This window comes from Ensifer oleiphilus, from assembly GCF_013371465.1.
GTDB lineage: Bacteria > Pseudomonadota > Alphaproteobacteria > Rhizobiales > Rhizobiaceae > Ensifer > Ensifer oleiphilus.
Genome location: NZ_JABWDU010000001.1, coordinates 346,367 through 371,368, shown reverse-complemented (window position 1 = coordinate 371,368; position 25,002 = coordinate 346,367). Strand labels below are relative to the sequence as shown.

Annotated in this window: 23 protein-coding genes; 15 read left to right on the top strand and 8 right to left on the bottom strand. The window is 63.3% G+C overall.

Annotated features, from left to right (window positions below):
- Positions 1-84 precede the first annotated feature (84 nt).
- The gene (locus HT585_RS01855; protein ID WP_176351367.1) at positions 85-606 is read left to right on the top strand and encodes an EF-hand domain-containing protein; all 522 of its coding nucleotides are present in this window, start codon (positions 85-87) and stop codon (positions 604-606) included.
- Positions 607-795: 189 nt separating this feature from the next.
- On the opposite strand, the gene HT585_RS01850 is transcribed toward HT585_RS01855, so the two are convergent.
- Positions 796-1,695: an LOG family protein gene (locus HT585_RS01850; protein ID WP_176351366.1), complete on the bottom strand. Its 900-nt coding sequence runs from the start codon at positions 1,693-1,695 to the stop codon at positions 796-798.
- A gap of 309 nt (positions 1,696-2,004) precedes the next feature.
- Here HT585_RS01850 and dapD point away from each other — a divergent pair, with 309 nt between their 5' ends.
- The 3 genes from dapD (at position 2,005) to HT585_RS01835 (ending at position 5,374) form a co-directional block, all read left to right on the top strand.
- Complete coding sequence (gene dapD / locus HT585_RS01845; RefSeq protein ID WP_176351365.1) at positions 2,005-2,862, top strand: 2,3,4,5-tetrahydropyridine-2,6-dicarboxylate N-succinyltransferase; 858 nt, start codon at positions 2,005-2,007, stop codon at positions 2,860-2,862.
- A gap of 4 nt (positions 2,863-2,866) precedes the next feature.
- Positions 2,867-3,250, top strand: coding sequence for a DUF805 domain-containing protein (locus HT585_RS01840; RefSeq protein WP_176351364.1), 384 nt, complete (start codon positions 2,867-2,869; stop codon positions 3,248-3,250).
- A 156-nt stretch (positions 3,251-3,406) separates the two neighbouring features.
- Positions 3,407-5,374, top strand: a complete 1,968-nt coding sequence (locus HT585_RS01835) for a DEAD/DEAH box helicase (RefSeq protein ID WP_176351363.1) — start codon at positions 3,407-3,409, stop codon at positions 5,372-5,374.
- 92 nt (positions 5,375-5,466) lie between these two features.
- Here the strand turns inward: HT585_RS01835 and HT585_RS01830 are convergent, their stop codons facing one another.
- The gene (locus tag HT585_RS01830) at positions 5,467-5,784 is read right to left on the bottom strand and encodes a DMT family transporter (RefSeq protein WP_053248943.1); all 318 of its coding nucleotides are present in this window, start codon (positions 5,782-5,784) and stop codon (positions 5,467-5,469) included.
- An 88-nt stretch (positions 5,785-5,872) separates the two neighbouring features.
- On the opposite strand from HT585_RS01830, the gene HT585_RS01825 reads away from it, so the two are divergent.
- The gene (locus HT585_RS01825) at positions 5,873-6,268 is read left to right on the top strand and encodes a winged helix-turn-helix transcriptional regulator (RefSeq protein WP_176351362.1); all 396 of its coding nucleotides are present in this window, start codon (positions 5,873-5,875) and stop codon (positions 6,266-6,268) included.
- 2 nt (positions 6,269-6,270) lie between these two features.
- Here HT585_RS01825 and HT585_RS01820 read toward each other — a convergent pair whose 3' ends face one another.
- Positions 6,271-7,182 (bottom strand): LysR family transcriptional regulator, encoded by a 912-nt coding sequence (locus tag HT585_RS01820; protein ID WP_176351361.1) that lies wholly within the window; start codon positions 7,180-7,182, stop codon positions 6,271-6,273.
- 140 nt (positions 7,183-7,322) lie between these two features.
- Here HT585_RS01820 and HT585_RS01815 point away from each other — a divergent pair, with 140 nt between their 5' ends.
- The 5 genes from HT585_RS01815 to HT585_RS01795 all read left to right on the top strand — a co-directional run bounded on the left by HT585_RS01815 (position 7,323) and on the right by HT585_RS01795 (position 14,724).
- Complete coding sequence (locus HT585_RS01815) at positions 7,323-8,147, top strand: alpha/beta hydrolase (protein ID WP_176352153.1); 825 nt, start codon at positions 7,323-7,325, stop codon at positions 8,145-8,147.
- 82 nt (positions 8,148-8,229) lie between these two features.
- Positions 8,230-9,435, top strand: coding sequence for an efflux RND transporter periplasmic adaptor subunit (locus tag HT585_RS01810; RefSeq protein WP_176351360.1), 1,206 nt, complete (start codon positions 8,230-8,232; stop codon positions 9,433-9,435).
- Positions 9,436-9,575: 140 nt separating this feature from the next.
- Positions 9,576-12,761, top strand: a complete 3,186-nt coding sequence (locus HT585_RS01805) for an efflux RND transporter permease subunit (RefSeq protein ID WP_176351359.1) — start codon at positions 9,576-9,578, stop codon at positions 12,759-12,761.
- A gap of 186 nt (positions 12,762-12,947) precedes the next feature.
- Positions 12,948-14,141, top strand: a complete 1,194-nt coding sequence (gene dapE, locus HT585_RS01800; protein WP_176351358.1) for a succinyl-diaminopimelate desuccinylase — start codon at positions 12,948-12,950, stop codon at positions 14,139-14,141.
- Positions 14,128-14,724: a hypothetical protein gene (locus HT585_RS01795; protein WP_176351357.1), complete on the top strand. Its 597-nt coding sequence runs from the start codon at positions 14,128-14,130 to the stop codon at positions 14,722-14,724. Before dapE ends, HT585_RS01795 begins: the two co-directional genes overlap by 14 nt.
- Before the next feature lie 43 nt (positions 14,725-14,767).
- Here HT585_RS01795 and truA read toward each other — a convergent pair whose 3' ends face one another.
- From truA to def, 3 genes are all read right to left on the bottom strand, one after another.
- On the bottom strand, positions 14,768-15,511 hold the full coding sequence (gene truA / locus HT585_RS01790; RefSeq protein ID WP_176351356.1) for a tRNA pseudouridine(38-40) synthase TruA: 744 nt from the start codon (positions 15,509-15,511) through the stop codon (positions 14,768-14,770).
- Entirely contained in the window at positions 15,511-16,446 is a 936-nt protein-coding gene (gene fmt, locus HT585_RS01785) for a methionyl-tRNA formyltransferase (protein ID WP_176351355.1), read from the bottom strand. The genes truA and fmt overlap by 1 nt, the downstream gene beginning before the upstream one ends.
- Positions 16,447-16,551: 105 nt before the next feature.
- Complete coding sequence (gene def, locus HT585_RS01780) at positions 16,552-17,076, bottom strand: peptide deformylase (RefSeq protein ID WP_112816523.1); 525 nt, start codon at positions 17,074-17,076, stop codon at positions 16,552-16,554.
- Positions 17,077-17,229: 153 nt separating this feature from the next.
- Between def and HT585_RS01775 the strand changes: the two genes are divergently transcribed.
- The 3 genes from HT585_RS01775 to HT585_RS01765 all read left to right on the top strand — a co-directional run bounded on the left by HT585_RS01775 (position 17,230) and on the right by HT585_RS01765 (position 22,255).
- Positions 17,230-18,420 carry a DNA recombination protein RmuC gene (locus tag HT585_RS01775; protein WP_176351354.1) on the top strand — a complete coding sequence of 397 codons (1,191 nt, stop codon included), beginning with the start codon at positions 17,230-17,232 and terminating at the stop codon, positions 18,418-18,420.
- A 52-nt stretch (positions 18,421-18,472) separates the two neighbouring features.
- Positions 18,473-19,372: a ribokinase gene (locus HT585_RS01770; protein ID WP_176351353.1), complete on the top strand. Its 900-nt coding sequence runs from the start codon at positions 18,473-18,475 to the stop codon at positions 19,370-19,372.
- A 480-nt stretch (positions 19,373-19,852) separates the two neighbouring features.
- Positions 19,853-22,255 (top strand): methyl-accepting chemotaxis protein, encoded by a 2,403-nt coding sequence (locus tag HT585_RS01765; protein WP_176351352.1) that lies wholly within the window; start codon positions 19,853-19,855, stop codon positions 22,253-22,255.
- A gap of 74 nt (positions 22,256-22,329) precedes the next feature.
- Here HT585_RS01765 and HT585_RS01760 read toward each other — a convergent pair whose 3' ends face one another.
- Complete coding sequence (locus tag HT585_RS01760; RefSeq protein ID WP_176351351.1) at positions 22,330-23,274, bottom strand: nucleoside hydrolase; 945 nt, start codon at positions 23,272-23,274, stop codon at positions 22,330-22,332.
- A 158-nt stretch (positions 23,275-23,432) separates the two neighbouring features.
- Here HT585_RS01760 and HT585_RS01755 point away from each other — a divergent pair, with 158 nt between their 5' ends.
- Positions 23,433-23,864: an Hsp20 family protein gene (locus tag HT585_RS01755; protein WP_077502970.1), complete on the top strand. Its 432-nt coding sequence runs from the start codon at positions 23,433-23,435 to the stop codon at positions 23,862-23,864.
- A 47-nt stretch (positions 23,865-23,911) separates the two neighbouring features.
- The gene (locus tag HT585_RS01750) at positions 23,912-24,169 is read left to right on the top strand and encodes a BQ00720 family protein (protein WP_053248868.1); all 258 of its coding nucleotides are present in this window, start codon (positions 23,912-23,914) and stop codon (positions 24,167-24,169) included.
- Positions 24,170-24,244: 75 nt separating this feature from the next.
- On the opposite strand, the gene trmB is transcribed toward HT585_RS01750, so the two are convergent.
- A complete protein-coding gene (gene trmB / locus HT585_RS01745; RefSeq protein WP_176351350.1) occupies positions 24,245-24,979 on the bottom strand; it encodes a tRNA (guanosine(46)-N7)-methyltransferase TrmB in 735 nt (244 codons plus the stop codon).
- Positions 24,980-25,002: the final 23 nt, after the last annotated feature.

Below are 25,002 nucleotides of genomic sequence, written 5' to 3'. Positions count from 1 at the left end.
ACTTAAATTACCAAAGTTTAACTGGCGCCTGCCGTTCAGCTGCCTATCATTCGTTCAGGGATAACCCGATCGAAAGGAAGCATGATGCGGAACAGAACCTTGGTCCTTGGCGTGACCGCCCTTGCCGTCGCCATCACCGGAATGGCGGCGCCATCCTTTGCCGCCAGAGACAAGATGACGCCCGAACAGCGCGCCGAGCGCATGATCAAGCGACTGGACACCAACAGCGACAACAAGGTCTCGCTCGACGAGTTTCAGGCGCGCATGACCACGAACTTCAAGACGTTCGACACCAATGGCGATGGCCAGATCAGCGCCGACGAGATGAAGGCCAAGCGCGAGGCATTCCGCGAGGCCCGCAAGGCCTGGCAGGATGCCAAGAGCAAGGACGGCAAGGAGCGCGATGCGGCGCTTGCCCATCTCAAGGAAGCACGCCCGGCCATGGTCCCCGGCATGCGGCCCAAGACCTTCAAACGTGTGGACACCGACGGCAACGGCTCCCTGAGCGCTGCCGAGGTCGCAAGTGCCTCCGAAAAAATGTTCAAGCGTCGCGACAAGAATGGCGATGGCGTCATCGATGCCGCCGACTTCAGCAAGAAGGTCTAAGCCAGGAAAATCCAACCCGGATGACGACACTCTCCCTCCCCCGGTGGAGCGTGTCGTCTGCGTGGCGCCTCCCCCTGGCATCGGACACGATCGCAAGGGGGAGGCGTGAATTTCAGCCCCCCCGATACGACAACGCCGCGCGCCAGATATGGCACGCGGCGTTGTTTGTTCCCGAACGAGAAAAGCTCTCTAGCGTCGTCCGTTGGCCATCGGCACCGATTTCGGATCGACGGTCTCGTAGAAACGCGAAATGATATCCCAGGCCTCGTCGGCGGTTTCGACGAACTGGACCAGATCGATATCGTTCGGCGCGATCGTACCGAATTCGGCAAGCGCCTCGAAGTTGACGATCGAGCGCCAGAACTTTTCCCCGAAGAGAATGAGCGGAACCAGCGCCAGACGGCCCGTCTGCATGAGCGTCATGGTTTCGAACAGTTCGTCCAGCGTGCCGAAGCCGCCCGGAAACACCGTGACCGCCTTGGCGCGCAAGAGGAAATGCATCTTGCGGATGGCGAAATAGTGGAAGTTGAACGACAGCTCCGGTGTCACGAAGCGGTTCGGCGCCTGCTCGTGCGGCAGCACGATGTTGAGGCCGATCGACGGCGCGCCGACATCGTCGGCGCCGCGGTTGCCCGCCTCCATCACGCCCGGCCCGCCACCAGTGACGACCACATACTCCTTGTGGTGCAGCTTGGCGGAATGCTCCGAGACGATCTGCGCGAACTTGCGCGCCTCGTCATAATAGACCGAAGCGGCCTCCAGATTCTTGCGCTGGGTATCGTTCTTGGCCGCCCAGGCGTCACCGCCGGGCTCGGGAATACGGGCGCCGCCGAACATCACCACGGTCGAGTTGATGCCGTGCTCTTCCAGCATCATCTCTGTCTTCAACAGTTCGAGCTGCAGCCGCACCGGGCGCAGTTCTTCGCGGCAGAGAAAATCGTCGTCGATATAGGCAAGGCGGTAGGAGGGAGAGGCCGATTGCGGCGTCAGCGGAACGGTCTGCGCCCGTTGCCGGCTCTGCGAGCTGTCGGCCAGCGGATCCCAAACCCCATCCTTACGGCGCAGATTGCGCTTCTTCATGCGTGCCATGCTATCGTCTTTCCCGTCGCGTTCCGGACAATCGGCATCTCGGGCGGACGCGTCCTATCCTGTTTCATCGGTCATGAATGCCCCTGATGCCGGAGTCGTCCGAGCTTGCCAAGCCCTGGCGGAACGGTCGCCGCGAAAAGCGGTTCAACTTTTCCGGAACGGCCTCGGGCACCACGCACTTCAGCCGGCAATGAACACCCATCGCCGCAGATCGCGTCGCTGCTTAATTTTGTCCTTAAATCGATTCCGATTTGCGGAATTATGCAGTAGAGCTTTGCCAGGATAACCGCCGAACTTTAAGGAATTCCGATGACGAACCACGACCTAGCCTCCCTGTCGCAGACGATCGACACCGCTTTTGACGACCGCGATTCCGTAAACACCGGAACGCGCGGCGCGGTGCGCGACGCCGTGGAGACGGCGCTGAACCTGCTCGACAGCGGCAAGGTGCGGGTGGCGGAGCGCGGCGCCGACGGCAATTGGACCGTCAATCAATGGCTGAAGAAAGCCGTCCTGCTCTCCTTCCGTCTCAACCCGATGGAGATCGTGCGGGGCGGCCCGGGAGAATCCGTCTGGTGGGACAAGGTCGCCTCCAAGTTCGACGGCTGGAGCGTCAATGAATTCGAGAAGGCCGGCTTCCGCGCCGTGCCGAACTGCGTCGTGCGCCGTTCGGCCTATATCGCGCCGAATGCCATCCTGATGCCGTCCTTCGTCAACCTTGGCGCCTATGTCGGCGAAGGCACGATGGTCGACACCTGGGCAACGGTCGGTTCCTGCGCCCAGATCGGCAAGCACGTGCATCTCTCCGGCGGCGTCGGCATCGGCGGCGTACTGGAGCCGATGCAGGCCGGCCCGACAATTATCGAGGACAACTGCTTCATCGGCGCCCGCTCCGAGGTCGTGGAAGGGTGCATCGTGCGCGAAGGCTCGGTTCTCGGCATGGGTGTGTTCATCGGCAAGTCGACGAAGATCGTCGACCGCGCCACCGGCGAAGTGACCTATGGCGAAGTGCCACCCTACTCGGTCGTCGTCGCCGGATCGATGCCGTCGGGCTCGACCATGGGCAATGGCCAGCCGGCGCCGAACCTCTATTGCGCCGTCATCGTCAAGCGCGTCGACGAGAAGACCCGCTCCAAGACCGGCATCAACGAACTGCTTCGAGATTGATCGGATGACATCGGAGGGGCGGCAGCCGAACATGACCTGGCTGTTCTTCAGCCCCTCCGGTCGCATCACCCGCCTGCCCTTTTTCCTGTCCTGGCTCTTCTGGCTTCTGGTCGGCGGTTTTGTCGTCGCGCGGATGTTCGCCAACGAAAACCACGACACCGCGCTGGCACTGTGGACGCTGGCGCTGATCGTCTCCGGCCTCGTTTCCACCCTGTCGATCGCCATGCTGGCCATCAAGCGATTGCACGACATCGGTTATCCCGGACCGCTGGCGCTTTGCCTGTTCATCCCGGTCCTCAGCCCCATCGTTTTCATCGCACTCTGTCTCTGGCCGGGCGTCAACGGGCCGAACGAATTCGGCCTGCGCGGCGACGAACCAGGCGCCTGAGCGGCGCACTGTACATTTACGGCCCGAACGGGTATGTAGCGCGCCATGAACAGGCCGGCGACAAGATGCTGGCCGCGGCAATCGGCGCCTGATGACGACCTGATCCAAGGTCTTGTTCGTTTACCGGCGCGAAAACCGAAATCCGAAAGACGAGAGATGACAGAATTCGAAGGGATCGCGCCTGCGATCGCCGAGGCGTTGGCAAAACGCGGTTACAACGAGTTGACGCCGGTTCAAAAGGCGATGCGCGATCCCGAGCTTGCGGGCAAGGATGCGCTGGTATCGGCCCAGACCGGCTCCGGCAAGACCGTCGCCTTCGGCCTGGCGCTGGCCCCGACCCTGCTCGGCAACGAGCGTCGCTTCAGCGCGCCCGGCGCGCCGCTGGCGCTGGTCATCGCACCGACGCGCGAACTGGCGCTTCAGGTCAAGCGCGAGCTCGAATGGCTCTATGAACAGACCGGCGCGACGATCATTTCGTGCGTCGGGGGCATGGACATGCGCACCGAGAAGCGTGCGCTGGAGCGCGGCGCCCACATCGTCGTCGGCACGCCTGGGCGCCTTTGCGACCACATCCGCCGCAACTCGCTCGACATCTCGTCGCTCAGCGCCGTCGTGCTCGACGAGGCCGATGAGATGCTCGACCTCGGCTTCCGCGAAGACCTCGAATTCATCCTCGAGGAATCCCCTGACGATCGCCGCACGCTGATGTTTTCGGCAACCGTGCCGCGCTCGATCGCGACGCTTGCCAAGAACTACCAGCGCGACGCCGTGCGCATCAGCACCGCTTCGGAGCAGAAGCAGCACGTCGACATCGAGTACCGCGCGTTGACCGTGGCCTCGAACGATCGCGAAAACGCGATCATCAACGTGCTTCGCTACTATGAAGCCAAGAACGCCATCGTGTTCTGCTCGACCCGTGCAGCCGTCAACCATCTGACCGCCCGCTTCAACAATCGCGGTTTCTCGGTCGTGGCGCTCTCGGGCGAGCTCAGCCAGAACGAACGCACCCACGCGCTGCAGGCCATGCGCGACGGTCGCGCCCGCGTCTGCATCGCCACCGATGTTGCCGCCCGCGGCATCGACCTGCCCGGCCTGGAGCTGGTCATCCACGCCGACCTGCCGACCAACCCGGACACGCTTTTGCACCGCAGCGGCCGTACCGGACGCGCCGGCCAGAAGGGCGTCAGCGCCCTGATCGTGCCGGTGAGCCAGCGTCGCAAGGCCGAACGCCTGCTCGAAAACGCCCGCATCACCGCCAACTGGGCCCGTCCGCCGTCAGCCGACGAGGTCAGCCGCCGCGACGACGAGCGCCTGCTTGCCGATACCAGTTTTGCCGAGCCGATCCGCGAAGACGAAGAAGAGATCGTTCGCGCCCTGATCGAGCTTCATGGCGCCGAACAGATGGCTGCCGCCTTCGTGCGCCAGTTCCGCTCGGGCCGCTCGGCCCCGGAAGACCTGATCGAGGTTGCCGTCGGCGACAGCCGCGCCAAGCCGCGCCGCGACGAGAAATCCGCACCGCGCGAAGACTATGACGCGCCGCGCGCCGATTTCAGCGATGGCAGCTGGTTCTCGCTTTCGGTCGGCCGCAAGCAGAGCGCCGAACCGCGCTGGCTGATCCCGATGCTGTGCCGTCACGGCAAGCTCACCAAGCGCGACATCGGCGCGATCCGCATGCAGCAGGACGAAACCTTCGTCGAGATGACCTCCGACGGCGCCGAGCGCTTCCTGTCGTCGATCGGCAAGGAAGGCATGCTGGAAAAGGGCATCCGGGTGAAGACGCTTCCGGGCGCGCCGGACCTGTCGCAGCAGCGCCAGGAAAAGCCGAGTTTCTCGAAAGACAAGCCGAACTTCTCCAAGGACAAGCCCGCCTATTCCAAGGACAAGCCGGCCTTCGCCAAGAAGCGCCCCTATTCCGACGACGCGGCACGCAACGACGGCGACTTCAAGCCGAAGCGCAAGTTCGACAAGAAGCCGGCCTACGCCGCCGCCCCGGCCCACACCGACGACAAGCCACCGGAGAACCGCGAGGCTTGGACCAAGAAGAAGGCCAAGCCGAACGCCGGCAAGGACAGCGGTTTCAAGCCGAAGCCCAAGGGCAACAACGCCAAGAACCGCCAGAGCTAAGCTCGATCCAGGCACATCGCCAAAACCAATCAGAAAGCGCCGTGATCCGATCGCGGCGCTTTTTTCGTGGAAGGTTGCCGGCGCTTTCCGCCTCAGGCTTCAAGAAAACGAAGGCCTGCGACGGCGACGATGATCATGGCGATGCAGGTTATCCGCATCCAGGAGACGGGATCGCCGAACAGCACGATGCCGAGCACGGTGATGCCGACCGAGCCGATGCCGGTCCAGGCAGCGTATGCGGTGCCGGCCGGAAGGTCGCGCATGGCGATCGTCAGGAGGTAGACGCTGCCGAGTGCCGCTGCGATGCCGATGACGCTCGGCACCAGTTTCGTCCAGCCCTCCGCATATTTGAGCGCCAGGCCCATGATGATTTCAATCAGGCTCGCCGCTATCAGGATGATCCATGCCATTGCCGTCTCCATCGAAATTTCCATCTGGAGACCAATCTGGTAGGATAGGCACCGAAGAGCAATTACGCACCTTTTGGTAACTATGGAAATGTCGAGAGACCTGCCGAAAGCACCCGCTGCCTCCATACCCGATGTCTTCGACCCGACCTGCTCGTCGCGTCACGCTCTGGAGCTGATCGCCAGCAAATGGGCGATGCTGATCATTTCTGCACTCGAGGAAGGGCCGATGCGCAACGCCGCACTGATGCGCCGCCTCGGCGATGTCTCGCAGAAGATGCTGACGCAGACGCTGAAGGAGCTTGAACGCAACGGCCTCGTCATCCGCGAGGACAGGAAGACGGTGCCGCCGCATGTGGTATACAGCTTGAGCCCGGTCGGCCGCTCCCTCAGCGAAACACTGCTGGTGCTCGATCGCTGGGCCGAGACACATTTCGGTGCGCTCGATGCGGCGCGTGAACGGTACGACGCCGAGCGGGGAAAATAGGTCTATTCGCCGTCGAGCTGCGACTGAGCGATGACTTTCACCACCCAATCGGCAAAAACGCGCAGGCGGCTGCTCAAGTGCCGGTTGGGCGGATAGACCAGATAGATCGGCATCGGGTCGATCTGCCAGTCCGTGAGCACCGGTCGCATGGCGCCGGTCTGCAGATCATCCCGCACCATGAAGCGTGGCGCCTGGATGACACCGAGACCAGCCCGAGCGGCGGCAAGATAGGTGGTCGATTCGTTGGCGGCCACCGCATAACGGCCGTGAACCTCGATCTCCTCCGCCCCGCGCTTGAAATAGAACGGCATCTGCTGACCGGTCTGCGGACGGAAATAGCCGACGACATAACAATTCTTCGAAAGGTCAGACGGGTGTTGCGGCGTCGAGCAGCGGTCGAGGTAATCGGGTGCCGCGCAGGCGATGAAGCTCATGTCGGTGATACGGCGGGCAATCAGCGACTGGTCGGTCAGGGTGCCGGCGCGAATGGCGCAGTCGACATTCTCGGCGACGTAGTCGATCGTTCGGTCCGAGACGCCGAGGTCGATCTGGATGTCAGGGTAGCGCTTGTGAAATTCCGGCAGCGCCGGGATAACAATGAGGTTGGCAATGGCGCTGGCCATCTCCACGCGCAGGCGCCCCTTCGGCAGGGTCTGTGCGCTCGACAGGCTGCCATCGAGTTCATCGAGATCGGTGACGAGCCGAGCGGCGCGTTCATAATAAAGTGCGCCGTCCGGCGTGACGAGAACCCGGCGGGTCGTTCGGTTGAGCAGCTTGGTGCGCAGATGCGCTTCCAATCCCTGGATAAGATTGGTGACGGTTGCCTTGGGCATATTGAGCGAAGCGGAAGCGCGTGTGAAATTGCCGGTTTCGACAACGCGGAGAAACGCGCGCATGGCCGTAAGCTGGTCCATTTTCAATAGCCGTGATTGTTCGAGATAATGAATAGTGTAGTCGGATTGAACTGACTATTCCAGACAGAAGACAATGTTATTCTCCCATCATGGCGGGTTGTCGCCTCATGTGGGATGACCCCGTGGCAAAGGCAAGAGAGATGGGTGAACGCTTTACACTAGAGACGATGCAGACGGGCCAAGGCTCGTGCCCGGCACGTGTCTATAGTGGCGACACGCTGCTCAATCCGCCGCCGGTGGTTCTGCATCTGCATGGCGGCTCCTTCGTCGGCGGCTCGATCGCTGCCGGCGAGCGTGTGGCCAAGGCGCTTGCGGCGGCCGGCGCCATCGTCATCTCGCCGGAATATTCCTCCGCCTGTCTCAATCCGTTTCCCGCGGCACTCGACGTCACCTATTCGATGCTGTCCTCGATGAGGGCGCGTTGCCCGCAGTTCGCCCACAAGAAGTCGATGCTGTTCATCGCCGGCGAAGAGGCGGGCGGCAACATCGCCGCCGGCGTGGCGCTGATGGCCCGCGACCAGTTCCTGACCGACCTCAAAGGGCAAATCCTGCTGTCGCCGATGCTGGATCCGTGCCTGGCGACGGCATCGTTTCGCAAATACTGTCCCGAGACATCGGTGCAGTCGATCGCCGAGGGCTGGCAACGGTATCTCGGTGAATGCGGTGGCTTCACGCATCCCTATGCCGCTCCGGCACACTGCACGCGGCTGGCCGGCCTTGTTCCCGCGCTGATCCTGACCAGCGAGGAATGCCCGATGCGCGACGAGACCGCTGCCTATGCAGACCGCCTGCGCCAGGCGGGTGTGAGCGTTCAATCCCAAATTCTTCCCGGCCGGGCCGGGTGGATACCGCAAAATACCGTGAACGCTGAAACCTGGGCCGCCCAGGAAGAAACGATTACCGGCATCTTTTCCCGCTTCTTTCAACAGGCAGGGGCAAAGCCGGCGGAAATGACGATGCGTTAGCAAAGGGCGACAAGGCCGCGGGCCTTCCCCTTCGTTGACGACAGCAGTAAAGCGCCGGCTCCCAACCGGCAAGGAGAGAAAAATGACATCGACAGTGACCCGCCGGGCCCTCTGGGGCGCCGGCCTGAGCATCCTATTGTCCACTGCCGGCGCAGCCGCCGTTCTTCTCGGCCTGCCCCAGCACTTCGAAGCGGACGCCGCAACCGAAACGGCAGCGGCACCGCCGCCGGCCGTTCCGGTTTCGGTGGCCAAGGCCCAGTCGCGCCGCATCACCACCTGGGAGGACTTTTCCGGGCGGCTGGAAGCGATCGAGCGCGTCGAGATCCGTCCCCGCGTCGGCGGCGCCATTCTTGAAAGCCACTTCCGCGAGGGCGCCCTGGTGAAGAAGGGCGACCTGCTGCTGACCATCGACCCCGAGCCCTATGCGGCAGCCGTCGACCGGGCCGCAGCCCAAGTCTCGGCAGCAGAAGCACGCGTCGCGCTCGCCAAGACAGAACTCGATCGCGGACGAAAGCTCGTCACGACAAGCGCGATCCCGCAGAGTGGCGTCGACCAGCGCCTTAGCGCCTTCGACGAGGCGCAGGCAAGCGTGCGCTCCGCCAAGGCGGCGTTGCGCACGGCCGAGCTTGATCTCCAATACACGGAGGTCCGTGCACCGATCTCCGGCCGCGTAGGCCGGCTGGAAGTGACGGCCGGCAATCTCGTGGCCGCCGGCTCCGCCTCGCCCGTGCTGACGACGCTGGTTTCGGTCGACCCGATTTATGCAAGCTTCAGCGCCAGCGAAGAGGTTGTCACGACGGCTCTTGCCCGGCTCCAGGCCTCGGCCGGCGGCAACGCCATCGAGCGAATCCCGGTGCAGATCGGCACCGCTGCCGACGAGGGCACGCCGATCTCAGGCCATATCCAGCTCATCAACAACGAGGTGGATGCGGCAACCGGAACGATCCGCGTTCGCGCAGCACTTGAAAATGCCGACGGGCGGTTGATCCCCGGCCAGTTCGTGCGCATTCGCATCGGCGAACCCGAGCCGGAAGAAAAGCTTGTCATCAGCGATCGCGCCATCGGCTCCGACCAGGACAAGAAGTTCGTCTTCGTCGTCGGCGCCGACAACAAGGTCGAGTACCGCCAGGTGACGCTCGGCCCGAATTCCGACGGGTTGCGCATCGTCGAAAGCGGCCTGAAGACCGGCGAGAACATCGTCGTCAACGGCCTGCAGCGGGTGCGCCCAGGCGTGCTCGTGGCACCGCAGCAGGTGGAAGAGACGACGGCGTCGATCGCCACCAAGTAGGACATGACGGCACCCGCTTCGGCACGCGCCGAGGCGGGATCGGCCGCCCAGACATCACTTAGCAAATCCCGGTGCGTGGCGAGTGTTCTTGCCGCGATTGCCGGAGGTTTGCCCGAACTCGTCCCAAGGGGGATACGTCAATGAATTTCTCACGCTTTTTCGTCGACCGCCCGGTCTTCGCGGGCGTTCTTTCGGTCCTGATCTTCGTGGGCGGCCTGCTCGGCATGACCGGCCTGCCGATCTCCGAATATCCCGAAGTCGTGCCGCCGCAAATCGTCGTGCGGGCGCAGTACCCAGGCGCCAACCCAGCTGTTATCGCCGAGACGGTGGCAACCCCGCTCGAAGAACAGATCAACGGCGTCGAAGGCATGCTCTACATGCAAAGCCAGGCGACGGCCGATGGTCTGATGACGCTGACCGTCACCTTTGAACTCGGCACCGACCCGGACCAGGCCCAGCAGTTGATCCAGAACCGCGTGTCGCAGGCCGAACCGCGCCTGCCTGAGGAAGTGCGCCGTCTCGGCGTCACCACCGTCAAGAGTTCGCCGGACCTGACGCTCGTGGTGCATCTGCTGTCGCCCAACGGTCAGTACGACATCAACTACCTGCGCAATTACGGCGTGCTCAATGTCAAGGATCGCCTGGCGCGCATCGAAGGTGTCGGCCAGGTTCAGATCTTCGGTGGCGGCGACTATTCGATGCGCATCTGGATCGACCCGCAGAAGGCGGCCGAGCGCGGTCTTGCGGCAAGCGACGTCGCCAACGCCATCCGGGCGCAGAACGTCCAGGCGGCTGCCGGCGTTATCGGTGCCTCGCCATCGGTTCCGGGCCTCGACCTGCAGCTTTCCGTCAATGCGCAAGGCCGCCTGCAGACGCCTGAGGACTTTGCCGACATCGTCGTCAAGTCCGGCGCCGGCGGCGAAGTGACCCGCCTCGGCGACGTCGCGCGCGTCGAAATGGGCGCTGCCGACTACTCGCTGCGCTCGCTGCTCGACAACAAGGCCGCCGTCGGCATGGGCGTCTTCCAGGCGCCGGGCTCGAACGCGATCCAGATCTCGGAAAACGTCCACAAGGCCATGGCCGAGCTGAAGCTGACCATGCCCGAAGGCGTCGACTACGAGATCGTCTACGACACGACGCAGTTCGTGCGAGCCTCGATCGAGTCGGTCATCCATACCCTGCTCGAAGCGATCGCGCTGGTCGTCATCGTCGTCATCGTCTTCCTGCAGACCTGGCGCGCCTCGATCATCCCGCTCGTTGCCGTTCCCGTCTCGATCGTCGGTACCTTCGCGGTGATGTACGTCTTCGGCTTCTCGATCAACGCACTCAGCCTGTTCGGCCTGGTGCTGGCGATCGGCATCGTCGTCGACGACGCCATCGTCGTGGTCGAAAACGTCGAGCGCAACATCGAGCAGGGCCTGTCGCCAATCCAGGCGACCTACCGCGCGATGCAGGAAGTATCGGGGCCGATCATCGCCATTGCGCTGGTGCTCGTCGCCGTTTTCGTGCCGCTCGCCTTCATCACCGGCCTCACCGGGCAGTTCTATCGCCAGTTCGCACTGACGATCGCGATCTCGACGGTGATCTCCGCTATCAACTCGCTGACGCTCTCCCCGGCCTTGGCAGCCCTGCTCCTTCGCGATCACCACGCGCCGAAGGACTGGCTGACCCGTGCCATGGACAAGGTGTTCGGCTGGTTCTTCCGTGGCTTCAATCGGTTCTTCGGTCGGAGCTCGGAAGCCTATGGCCGCGGCGTCGGCCGCATCCTGACGCGCAAGTCGCTGATCATGGGCGTCTATGTCCTGCTGCTCGGCGTTACCTTCGTGCTCTTCCGCGCCGTTCCCGGCGGCTTCGTGCCGGCCCAGGACAAGCAGTATCTGATCGGTTTTGCCCAGCTGCCGGATGCAGCAACCCTTGACCGCTCGGAAGACGTGATCCGCCGCATGAGCGATATTGCGCTCAAGCATCCCGGCGTCGAAAACGCCATCGCCTTCCCGGGCCTCTCGATCAACGGCTTCACCAACTCGTCGAACTCCGGCATCGTCTTCGTGGCGCTGAAGCCGTTCGAGGAGCGCACGACGCCCGAACTTTCGGGCGGGGCGATCGCCATGCAGTTGAACCAGGAATTCGGCGCGATCCAGGATGCCTTCATCGCCATGTTCCCGCCGCCGCCCGTCCAGGGTCTCGGCACCACCGGCGGCTTCAAACTGCAGATCGAGGACAAGAACGGCCTCGGCTACCAGGCGCTCGACGAGGCCACCAAGGCGTTCCTTGCCAAGGCCTACCAGACGCCGGAACTGGCCGGCATCTATTCGAGCTTCCAGATCAACGTGCCGCAGCTCTATGCCGATCTCGACCGCGTCAAGGCGCGCCAGCTCGGCGTCGAGGTGACCGATGTCTTCGAGACGCTGCAGATCTATCTGGGTTCGCTCTACGTCAACGACTTCAACGCTTTCGGCCGCACCTACAGCGTCCGCGTCCAGGCCGATGCCAACTACCGCAGCCATGCCGACGACATCGGCAAGCTGAAGGTGCGGTCGCAATCGGGCGAGATGATCCCGCTGTCGGCGCTCTTGAAGGTCGAGCAGGCGGTCGGCGCCGAGCGGGCGATCCGTTACAACGGCTTCCTGTCGGCCGATATCAACGGCGGACCGGCACCGGGCTTCTCCTCGGGCCAGGCCCAGGCGGCAATCGAGAAGATCGCAGCCGAAACGCTGCCGCCGGGCATCGCCTTCGAGTGGACGGACCTCACCTACCAGCAGATCCTTGCCGGCAATTCGGGCATGCTCGTCTTCCCGCTGGCGCTGCTCTTGGTCTATCTGGTGCTTGCCGCCCAGTATGAGAGCCTGACGCTGCCGATCGCGATCATCCTGATCGTGCCGATGGGTATCATGGCCGCGCTCGCCGGCGTCTGGCTGACGGGAGGCGACAACAACGTCTTCACCCAGATCGGCTTGATCGTGCTCGTCGGATTATCGGCCAAGAACGCGATCCTGATCGTCGAGTTCGCACGCGAACTGGAACTATCCGGCAGCAACGCCGTCCAGGCGGCGATCGAGGCCAGCCGGCTGCGGCTGCGTCCGATCTTGATGACATCGATGGCGTTCATCATGGGTGTCGTGCCCCTGGTGATCTCCACCGGTGCCGGCGCGGAAATGCGCTCGGCCATGGGGGTTGCGGTCTTTGCCGGCATGATCGGCGTCACCGCCTTCGGGATCTTCATGACCCCGGTGTTCTACGTGCTGATCCGCAAGCTTTCGGGCGAGCGGCCTTTGAAGCACGCCGGAGCGCATATCGAAGCGCCTCATCTCGCACCCGGAGAATGAGGTAACCCTGCCCCATATGCGTTTCGGGCGGGCCGGATCCAATCCGGCCCGCTGACGCTGCGGCGCTGCACCTCCGCCCCCGGTGCAGCGCCGCGTTGCATCCTGCGTGACAGCCGCGCAACGATCGGATAAACCAGCACGCTCAATCCCATTGGCCTAAGCGCCACGCAGACGGCATATCGCTACATGACCTCGACCGATCCGATCGCCAATCTCGCCACCCTCATCCGTTGCCCCTCCGTTACCCCTGCCGAAGGCGGCGCGCTCTCCGCGCTCGAAGCGATGCTGAAGCCACTCGGCTTTACCGTCGACCGAGTCACAGCGACAGAAGCGGGCACGCCCGATATCGAGAACCTCTATGCCCGGCTCGGCAGCGATGGCCCACACCTGATGTTTGCCGGCCATACCGATGTGGTGCCGGTTGGCGATGAGAGTGCATGGACCCACGGCCCCTTCTCGGCCGACGTCGCCGGCGGCGAAATGTATGGCCGCGGCGCCGTCGACATGAAGGGCGGCATTGCCTGCTTCGTCGCAGCCGTCGCCCGCCATATCGAAAAGCATGGGTTGCCGAAGGGCTCGGTCTCCTTCCTCATCACCGGCGACGAGGAAGGACCTGCGATCAACGGCACGACGAAACTTCTCGACTGGGCGGCCGCCAAAGGCGAGCGCTGGGATGCCTGCCTTGTCGGCGAACCGACCAACCCGGACCGGCTCGGCGACATGATCAAGATCGGCCGGCGCGGCTCGCTTTCGGGCCGGATCACCGTCCACGGCGTTCAAGGCCATGCCGCCTATCCGCATCTCGCCGACAGCCCGGTGCGTGGCATCCTGCAATTGACCCAGGCGCTGATGGACCCGCCCTTCGACGCCGGCACGGAAAACTTCCAGCCGTCGAACCTGGAAGTGACGACGATCGACGTCGGCAACGGCGCCGTCAACGTCATCCCGGCAAAGGCAAGTGCCGCCTTCAACATCCGCTTCAACGACACCTGGACCGCCGATAGCCTGATGGCAGAGATCATCGCCCGGCTCGACCGCGCGGCGGCCGACGGCGCATTGCGACCAGGCCGCGATCCGGTCCGATACGACATCACCTGGAACGAGCGGCCTAGCCATGTCTTCCTGACACGCAACAATGCGCTGATCTCATCGCTGTCGGGCGCCGTCGAAACGGTCACCGGAAAGCAGCCGAAGCTTTCGACCACCGGCGGCACTTCGGACGCGCGCTTCATCAAAGACTATTGCCCCGTCGTCGAATTCGGCCTTGTCGGCCAGACCATGCACATGGTCGACGAGCGCGTCGCCGTCGCCGACCTCGAAACGCTGACGCAAATCTACGAAACCTTCATCTCCAGCTGGTTCGGCCATGCCGCTGCTTGAGGAGGTTCTCGCCTATATCAAGGGGCTCTGGCTGCTGATCCAGGGCAATGGCGAAGGGTTCCGCTGGCTCGATTTCAGCGAGAGCGGCCTCTGGCGCTCGTTTGCGGCGATGCTCTGGTGCCTGCCGGCGATCGCCGTCACCTGGGCGTCCTGGCGGCTTTATTACCTCTCGGCGATGCCGTCGGGAACTACGGTCGGTTTCGGCTTCGTCGTCAAGCTTCTGGTCGTCGATCTCGTCAGCTGGCTGCTGCCACTCGTGCTGATTTTCATGCTTGCGCGCCCACTCGGTTTTGCCGCCGCCGTCGTGCCGATCGTCGTCACCACCAACTGGCTGTCCGTACCGCTGTCCTACGCGATGGCGGTGCCGGCCGCGATCCGCCTCGTCATTCCCGGCAGCGAGGGGCTGACGAGCCTGATCTGGCTGGTGCTTCTCTTCGTCAGCATTGGTGTGCTCTTCCGGCTGATGCGCATCATCACCGGAAACCAGACCCTGCTGGCCACGGCGCTGACGGCACTCTTCCTGCTGCCGTCGATGATGTTGGGTGAATTGCTGCAGCGGTTTTTCGGCCTGATCCCGAGCTGACAAACAGTACGCCAACCTCGACGTCCGCGCGGCGGTCTCTTTCTCAGTAATCGACCTGCATGAAATAGAGCCCGTCGGGCGGCGCCACCGGGCCGCAGGCCTTGCGATCGCGCGCTTCGAGCGCCGCCTGCAGGTCGTCCGGCGTCCATTTGCCCTCGCCCACCAGCTTCAGCGAGCCGGCAAACGAGCGGATCTGATTGTGCAGGAAGCTCTGGGCCGTGGCGCGAATCTCGATCAGATTGCCGGTGCGGGTCACGTCCAGCCGATCGAGCGTGCGCATCGGGCTCGTCGCCTGACAATGGACGGAGCGGAAGGTGGTGAAGTCGTGATGACCGACGAGCCGCTGCGCGCCTTCGTGCATCGCCTCGTGATCGAGCGGCTTCGTCACCCACCAGGCGCGTTTCTCCTCCAGAGCCAGCCGCGACGGCCGACAGATGATGCGATAGAGGTAGTGGCGACGCAGCGCCGAAAACCGCGCATCGAAGGCGTCTGTGACCTCCTCGGCCTCGAGGATCGAGACGCCCTCGCCGGCCATGCCCAGATGGGCGTTCAGGGCGTTGCGCAGCGTGTGGGGCTTCCACTGGCGCGTGAGGTCCGCATGCGCCACCTGGCCGACGGCATGGACCCCGGAATCGGTGCGCCCGGCACCGCGGATCGAGACGGTTTCCCCGGTCAGGGACAGGATCGCCTTTTCGATGGCGCCCTGGACGGAGGCGCCGTTGTCCTGCCGCTGCCAGCCGACATAATTCGAGCCGTCATATTCGACGGTCAGCCGAAAACGCGGCATCAGCCGATCCTCGTGCCGACGGCAACAGGTGTTCCGCGCAGGAAGTCGGCAAGCCCAAGCGCCTTGCCGCCTGCCCGCTGCAGCCGCGTCGGCCGAACGGCCCCTTCGCCACAGGCAATGGTCAAGTGGTCGTCGAGCATGGTTCCTGCAGGTCCTTCGGCCGCCACACGCTCAGAATTCAGAACCTTAACGCGCTCCGGCTTGCCGGCGATCTCAAGCTCGAACCAGGCACCGGGAAAGGGCGACAGGCCGCGAATGTGGTCGTGCACTTCGCGCGCGCTCTTGGCAAATTCGATACGGGTCTCGGCCTTGCTGATTTTTTGGGCGTAGACGACGCCTTCCTCGGGTTGCGCGGTTAGTGGCAGATCGTCGGCTTCGAGCTTGCCGATCGCCTCCTTCATCAGCGTCGCGCCGACCTGCATCAGCTTGTCGTGCAGCTCGCCTGATGTCATCGCCTCGCCGATCTGCACCGTCTTGGTGAGCGCGACCGGGCCGGTGTCGAGCCCCTTGTCCATCTTCATCACCATCATGCCGGTCTCATGGTCGCCAGCCATGATGGCGCGCTGGATCGGAGCCGCACCGCGCCAGCGCGGCAGCAGCGATGCGTGGCCGTTGTAACAGCCGAGCCGCGTTCCGGTGAGGATCGCCTCGGGCAGCAACAGGCCATAGGCGACGACGACGGCGACATCCGCATCGAATTCGCGAAACGTCTGTCGGTCGGCCTCGTCCTTGAAATTAACGGGGGTCAGCACGGGAATGCCGAGCAGCTCTGCCGCCTGGTGCACCGGCGATTTCTGCAGATCGAGGCCCCGGCGTCCGCCCGGCCTTGGCGGTTGGGTATAGACGGCAACGATCTGGTGACCGGCGCCCGCAAGGGCTGCCAGCGTCGGCACGGAAAACTCCGGTGTTCCCATGAAGATGATGCGAAGCGACAAGGCGCGTACTCCGACCGTTTGAAATCAGGCCCCTTCAAACGGGTTTACGCGCCTCAAATCAAGCCCTTCAATGACAAAGCGCTGCTGCCGCCCTTTGCTCGGGGATCAGATCGCCTTGGCGCCGCGGGTCTTGGCGGCCTTGGTGAACCGGCGGATCACCATGTCGCGCTTGAGCTTGGAGATATGGTCGATGAACAGTACGCCGTTCAGGTGATCGATCTCGTGCTGCAGGCAGGTCGCAAGCAGGCCATCGGCCTTGACGATCTGTTCCTTGCCGTCACGATCGAGATGCTTGACGGTCACCTCCGCCGGGCGCTCCACTTCGGCATAATAATCCGGAATGGAAAGGCAGCCTTCCTCATAGACCGAGAAGTCGTCGGACGAAGCGACAATCTCGGGATTGATGAAGACGTGCGGGGTCTTCTCGTCGCCTTCCTTGGAGACGTCGAGCACCAACATGCGCTTCGCCACGCCGATCTGGATGGCGGCGAGCCCGATACCCGGGGCATCATACATGGTCTCGAGCATGTCGTCGGCCAGGCGACGGATGTCGGCGTCGATGGTTTCGATCGGGGTCGAGACCTGACGCAGGACAGGATCGGGGAGAATGATTAGCGGCTTGATCGTCATATTGCTCCCATAACCGATCTTTCCTTGCCGGTGCAAGAAAATTGGCGCGCACTCCCAAGTGCTCAGCGCCAATGCCCGGATCTCGTTAACCGCTCGACGCGAATGTTCTTGGTTTGATCTAGTCTTCAAAAGAGAATCTGTTAGGCTCGCCGCATGGAACCTGCGCCCATTTCGCTCGATCAGCCCGTTTTTCTCATCGGCACAACACCCGTGACCGTCGCTTATCTCTGCATGATCCTGGCGGCGCTCGCAGTCGGCCTCGTGCTGATGTCGGCTTCTCGGCGGCGCAGGGCGGGTGACGACGAACGCCATGAACAGATGGCCATGCTTCTGGCAGCGCAGACGGAAATGCAGGGCCGGATCGCGGCCATGGCCGACGTTTTCGGCACCCGCCAGGCGGAGTTGAACCAGACGCTGAGCCAGCGGATCGACGGCATGACACATCGGATTGGCGCCTCGATCAGCGAACAGACCAAGGCGACGCATGAAAACCTGCGGCGACTGCAGGAGCGCCTGGCGGTGATCGACACCGCCCAGAACAACATCCAGTCTCTGGCAAAGGACATGGCCGGGCTGCAGGCCATCCTAACGAACAAGCAGACGCGCGGTGCCTTCGGCCAGTCGCGCATGGAAACGATCGTCGCCGACGGCCTGCCGATGGGGGCCTTTGCCTTCCAGACGACACTTTCCAACGGTGCCCGCCCGGATTGCACCATCCGCATGCCCAACGACCAGCCGCCGCTGGTGATCGACGCAAAGTTTCCGCTCGAAGCCTGGAACGGCATGCGCGACGCGGCCGCCCCGGAGCGGCGCCAGCAGATGGTGCAGCTCTTCCGCCGCGACATGGAGGTGCATGTCCGCGATATCGCCAGCAAATACCTGATCCCCGGCGAGACGCAGGAGACGGCTTTCCTCTTCGTTCCCTCCGAATCGATCTTCGCCGAGATTCACGAGCACTTCGAAGCGATCGTCCAGAAAGCGCACCGGCAGCGCATCGTCATCGTCTCGCCATCGCTGCTGCTGCTGTCGATCCAGGTTATCCAGTCGATCCTGCGGGACGCCCGCATGCGCGAGCAGGCGCATCTCATCCAGGGCGAGGTCGCGCGACTGATGGAGGACCTGACACGCCTCGACGAAAGGGTACGCAAGCTGCAGGGCCACTTCGCCATGAGCCAGAAGGATGTCGAAGAGATACTCATCTCCTCGGGCAAGCTTTCCCGCCGCGGCGCCAAGATCGAAGCGCTGGAACTCGAGGCGGAAGGTGCGACGCGACCGGAAGAACCGCGCCACGCCGTCGACGGTCGCGTCGGGCAATTGCGGCTCAGGGTGGTTGACGAGGACTGACGGTCTCGGGCACTCTCCGGCCAAAATCAGCAAATCGACGGGACATCCTCACATGATCACTGTTTTTGGGTCTATCAACATGGACCTGATCGCCACGACCGCGCGCCTGCCCAAACCGGGTGAAACCGTTGCCGGATCGGGTTTTTCGACCGCCGCCGGCGGCAAGGGCGCCAACCAGGCGCTGGCCGCCCGGCGCGCCGGCGCCATCGTTCATATGGCCGGCGCCGTCGGCTCGGACAGCTTTGCCGATGGTGCGCTCGAACTGCTGAAGGAAGCTGGCGCCGATCTGTCGCTCACCAAAACGGTGGACGAGCCGACAGGGACGGCCCACATCCTCGTCGGCGATGACGGCGAGAATGTCATCGTCGTCGTTGCCAGCGCCAACGCGACCGTCAACGAAGCTGACGCCGTTGCCGCAGTCGATGGCATGCACGCCGGCGATACCTTGATGCTGCAGCTGGAAATACCGGCGGCGTCGGTGGAAAAGGCGCTCGGCGAGGCGCGGCGCAAGGGCATCCGCTCGGTCATCAACATCGCGCCCCTGACCCCAGAGGCCGCACGTCTCGGCAGATTGGCCGATATCGTCATCGCCAACGAGACGGAGTTCGAACTTCTGGCCGGCAAGACCGGCATCGAAAGCGCCGAGCGGGAAGAGGCGATGAAGAAACTGCATGCCGAAACCGGTCATACGGTTATCGTCACGCTGGGTGCCGAAGGCGTCGTCGCCGTGCACGAGGGCGAGGTCCATCGCGCCCGCGGCCTGAAGATCGATCCGGTCGATACCGTCGGCGCCGGCGATACGTTCTGCGGCTATCTCGCCGCAAGTCTCGACGAGAAGCTCGCATTTCCCGACGCGCTCCGCCGCGCCGCCGTTGCCGGATCGCTAGCCTGCCTCAAGCGGGGTGCACAGCCATCGATCCCGCTCGCCTCGGAAGTAGAGCCGCGCATCTGACCTCGCCGCTTCGAGCTTGAAGTGCGATCCCTCGTTGATCGCACTTCAAGCTCTGCCTTTCGGCGCAGGCAGCCCATCGCCAGTTTTCTCGTCGCGGCATGCCTTGGCGATCGTTGTGTTAAAGCCGTATGGTGCGACGCGCCTTCCCGAAGCTGCCGAACTGAAAGCTCCACCTCAAGCGGGTGGCCTTGTTGAAAATCCCCCCGTCGCCCGCCTTTGCGCAATCCGGACAGTCTTTGTCGCGGAGGTAAAACTTTGCGTCCAGATTCTCCATGAGCAGGGCATGAATTAGCCGTTGCGTTGGGCCTATCTTAAGATTTGCTCGTCTATTCAAGACCATGAGAAAGCCGTTCCCCAGGGGACGGGCAGCCTCCTTAATGCCGGTCGGCATCTGGCGCTCCATGATGGAGTTTCACCCACATTGTGAAATGCGTTCGCCGCAGGTTTTCGCCTGCGGACCTCCCAGCACGTGAGGATTTCATGTTCAAGTTCCAAGCCAAATCGCTGGCGACCAAGCTGATCGCGGTGACAGGCGGCACGATTGCGCTCGTGTTGCTTGCCTCGAACTTCGTTCTCATCTCCCAGACACAGGACCGCGTCGAAACGCTGGTGCTCGATCAGGCAAGCGGCGAGGCAAAAGCCATTGCCTCCGATATCGCCGGCGGCATCGGCGAGCTCGCAAGCGCGTCGCGTTCGATGGCCGGCATTCTTGGCCGCAGCCACGCAGAAAAATCGATGGAACGCGCTGGCGTGATCAACGTCCTCAGGGCCAACCTCGAGCAGAACCCCTTTGCCTTTGGCAGCTGGTTCGCCGAGGAGCCGAAGGCCTTCGACGGCCGCAAGGAGGAAATCGCCAACAACAAGGAGCTGGGCGCCAACGAAGAAGGCATCTTCGCACCCTATTGGTCGAAGAACCGCAACAACGAGATCCAGTTCTCGACCTTCCGCGCCGACTACGCTGCGGAGTGGTACAGCCTTGCCGCAAAGAGCGGCAAGGGCGCGATCACACCGCCCTACACCGCGCAGGACACCGATGTCCCGACCGCGATGAGCTCGATCGCCTACCCGGTCATGTCTAATGGCAAGCTGGTCGGCGTTTCCGGTGTCGACATTTCGCTCGCTTCGCTGGCGGACGGCCTTTCCAAGCTGAAGCCGTTTGATACCGGCCGCGTCTACCTGCTCTCTGAATCCGGCAAGTGGCTGGTGGCGCCGATCCCGGACCTGCTGCTCAAGGACTATGACGGCGAAGGCAACGAGATCGTCAAGAAAGCACTGGCCTCCGGCACGTCGGGCGTCATCAAGAACCTGTCCTATGACGGCAACGAGCCGTTCGACCGCGTCGTCTATCCCTTTGCCCTATCCGGCGTGAACACCAGCTGGATCGTGCTCGTCGACGTACCGCGCTCGGCGATCAACGCTCCGGTCCGCGACCAGACCTACATGATGATCGTCGGCGGCCTCGTCGTCCTCGGCGCGGTGCTGCTCGGCCTTTACTTCGCTGTCCGTGGTTTCGTTCAGAAGCCGCTGGCAGGCCTCGTCAAGGACGTCCGCAACCTAAGCAACGGCGACTACGGCAATTCGATCACCGGCCAGGACCGCTCCGACGAGACGGGTCAGGTCGCAAAGGCGCTCGAAGGCTTCCGCCACCAGCTGGCCGACACCAAACGCCTCGAGGGCGAAGCCCGCCATGAACGCGAGCAGGCAGAGCATGAGCGCAGCCGTTCCGAGACCGAGCGGGCCTCATCGAGTGCGCTTCAGCGCGACATCGTCGCCCGCCTCGGCAAGGGTCTGTCGCATCTGTCCTCCGGCGATCTCGCCTTCCGCATCACTGACGAATTCCCCGGTGAATATGCCCAGCTGAAGCGCGACTTCAACGCGACGATGGACAGCCTCGAAGAGACGATCCGCACCGTCAACCACTCGGTCGTCAATATCGGCAACGGCACCAGCGAGATCAGCAGTGCCGCCAACGACCTGTCGCACCGCACCGAACAGCAGGCAGCGAGCCTGGAAGAGACGGCGGCAGCCCTCGACGAGCTGACTTCGCAGGTCAACGCCAGCGCCGAGAACGCCAAGGTCGCCGCCAAGTCGGTTGATGTGGCGAGCAGCGATGCCGGGCAGTCGGGTGAAGTCGTGCAGAAGGCGATTGCCGCGATGAAGGGCATCGAGCAGTCGTCGCACGAAGTCAGCCGCATCATCGGCGTCATCGACGAAATCGCCTTCCAGACCAACCTGCTGGCGCTGAACGCCGGCGTTGAGGCAGCCCGCGCCGGCGATGCCGGCAAGGGCTTTGCCGTCGTCGCCCAGGAAGTCCGCGAACTCGCTCAGCGCTCCGCCAACGCCGCCAAGGAGATCAAGACGCTGATCAACACCTCGGCCGGCCAGGTGCGCGAAGGCGTCGATCTCGTCGGTCGCGCCGGTGGCGCCCTCGAAAAGATCGCCGACCAGGTGGTGCAGATCAACGGCCTCATCCGCCAGATCTCGAGTTCGGCCTCCGAGCAGGCCGTCGGCCTCAAGGAGATCAACTCGGCCGTCAACCAGATGGACCAGGTGACCCAGCAGAACGCCGCGATGGTGGAAGAAACCACCGCCGCCGGCATGGCGCTGAACGAAGAAGCCCGTGCGCTGAGCACGCTGGTCGCCCGCTTCCGCGTCGCACAGCGTTCGGGAACGACGGCTCAGCCGAGTTCGGCGGAGATGCTGCGCGGCACGGCCGAGCGCATGCGCACGGCGGAGCGCCCCGCTCCCGCCGCGGCCCCTGCCCGCGACGCCCGTCCGGCCTCGAGCGCAGCACGCGCCAGCTACACGCCGTCGACCCAGCGCGCGTTAACGCAGACCTCCGGCGCCAACGCGCTCGCCCAGGACAATTGGGAAGAGTTCTGATCGGCAGTCCATAAACACAAAAAAACGGCGCCTCTCGGGGCGCCGTTTTCATTTGTGGTCCTGGCATACAACGATCAGATGCGCGCCAGCCGCTCCGTCAGGAGATCGAAGAAACCCTGATCGTCGATGTGGCGCATGACCTTGGCATTGTGTTTGCGGCCCGTCACCTGCCACCAGTCGACCACGGTCATGCCCGTCGTCAGCGGCGACTGAACCTCGATCTCGACATTGCAGTCGCGCCCGATGAAAAGCTCCGGCCGCAGGAGATAGGCGATGACGGTCGGGTCGTGCAGCGGGCCGCCGTCGGTGCCGTATTTCTCGATGTCGAACCGCTCGAAGAACTCCAGCATCTCAGCCATGGCGATTGCCGGCGCGCTGCCGATCTCGCGGATCTTTGCGACGCGCGCCTTGTGCGTCAGCACCCGATGGGTGACGTCGAGCGGCATCATGACGATCGGAATGCCCGAGCGGAAGACGACGTCGGCCGCTTCCGGGTCGACATAGATGTTGAACTCGGCGGCCGGCGTGATGTTGCCTCCCTCGAAGAAACCACCGCCCATCATCACAAGTTCGCGCACCCTCAGGGCGATGTCAGGCGCCTTCTGCAGCGCAAGCGCGACGTTGGTCAGCGGTCCGAGCGTGCAGAGCGTCACCGTACCTTCCGCCTCTGCCCGCAGCGTCTCGATGATGAAGTCGACGCCATGCTGGGCTTCGAGCGCCATCGTCGGCTCGTCGAGATCAGGGCCGTCGAGGCCGGTCTTGCCGTGTACGTGCTCGGCAGTGACGAGCGGCCGGGCGATCGGCCGGTCGGCGCCGGCGAAGACCTTGACGTCCGTCCTGTTGCACAATTCGCAGATGATGCGGGCATTGCGCGCCGTCATTGCCAAGGGAACATTGCCGGCAACGGTCGTGATTCCCAGGAGGTCGATCTCTTCCGGACTCCCGAAAGCGAGCATGATGGCGGCGGCATCGTCCTGCCCGGGATCAGTGTCTATGATTATTTTTCTCGGCGCAGGCACGCTTGTGTTCCTCCTTGGGATTCTCGCTGGCGGACTATGATTTGCGTGCACGCCGGAGGCAAGCGGCTTGCGCTCATTGCGCACAGCTACCATATTAAGGGAAGGATGCTGCTTGGCAGGTCCGGTTAATGGTCGCTTGATCTTACAAGGACTTGGGAATGAGCCGAATTACGCCTTTCACGAGCCCACTGCTGCTGGGTTTCGACACGATGGAAAAAACCCTCGAGCGTATCGCCAAGGGAAATGACGGGTACCCCCCCTACAATATCGAACGCATTCGCGGCGACGATTCGGTCGACGCACCGGAGCGTTTGCGCATTACCCTTGCAGTCGCCGGTTTCTCCGAAGACGATCTCGATGTTACGACCGAGGAGAACCAGCTCGTCATTCGTGGCCGCCAGGTCGACACCGGTGATCGCGAATACCTGCATCGCGGCATTGCCGCCCGGCAGTTCCAGCGCACATTTGTGCTCGCCGACGGCATGAAGGTCCTCGGGGCCGAATTGCGTAACGGCCTGCTTTCGGTCGATCTCGTTCGTCCGGAACCGGTGCGTATGGTAAAGAAAATTAACATTTCAGTCCCAGAGTAGGATAACCGGCGGGATTTTCCCCTGGCCGGCGACCACGGAGTACCACCATGGGACTGAAAGCCATCACCTCGTCATTGTCCATGAACGACCTCGCACATCTCGGCGAGGGCGAAGTCGGCTATATCAGAAAGATGCGATCGGAAGAGGTTTCCCGTTGCTTCCCGGAAGCGCCGGAAATGGGACCGGGCATCGATCTGTGGGCCCTGTTCGGTGCGGACGGCACGCCGATCCTTCTGACCGACAATCGCTCCAGCACCTTCTACAAGGCGGCTGAGGACGAACTGCGGACTGTCAGCCTGCACTGACCGTCGACCGCGGCGACCCTTCGCCACGGGAATGCAAAAGCGCCGCGCGTCAGATCTGACGCGCACCAGACGCTTTCAGGTTACTGCATAATTTGTGAGGTGGACCGTCGCTGAAACGCGGCGGAACGTCAGATAGGCGGAACTCCGCCCTTCCCTGCGTGCCTTGGCCTCGTAGCGCGTGCTCGGCCAGCCGTCGAACGGCGTCAACCAGTCCGACGCCTCTTCGGCCGTCCATTCGAAGGCGGCGTGGTCGCGGCAATGCAGCAGCGTCCAGTTGACGTAGGTATCGATATCGGACGCAAAGCAGAAATGACCGCCAGGCTTCAGCACGCGGGCGAAGCGGTCGAGATTGACGGCTGAGACGAAGCGCCGCTTCCAGTGTTTGCGCTTTGGCCATGGATCCGGATAGAGCAGGTCGATCTGATCGACACAGGCCGCCGGCATCCAGTCCAGCACCTGCGTAGCGTCATCATTGTAGAGACGAATGTTGGAGACACCCTTCTCCTCGATCTGCCCGATCAACTTCGCCATGGAATTGACGAAAGGCTCGACACCGATGAAACCGGTCGAGGGATCTTCGGCCGCGCGGTGGATCAGATGCTCGCCGCCGCCGAAGCCGATCTCCAGCCGAATGCGATCGATCGGCTCGGGAAAGAGCGACTTCATGTCCCGCGGCGCGGCCGCACCGAGATCGAGCTTCAACCTCGGCAGGATCGTTTCGAGATGGGCCGCCTGGCGCTCGCGCAAGGGCTTGCCCTTGCGGCGTCCGAAGAAGGCTTCCGTTGCGCGGCTGCGGCGCGGTTCAGTCATGACAAACTTCCTTCAACGAGTAA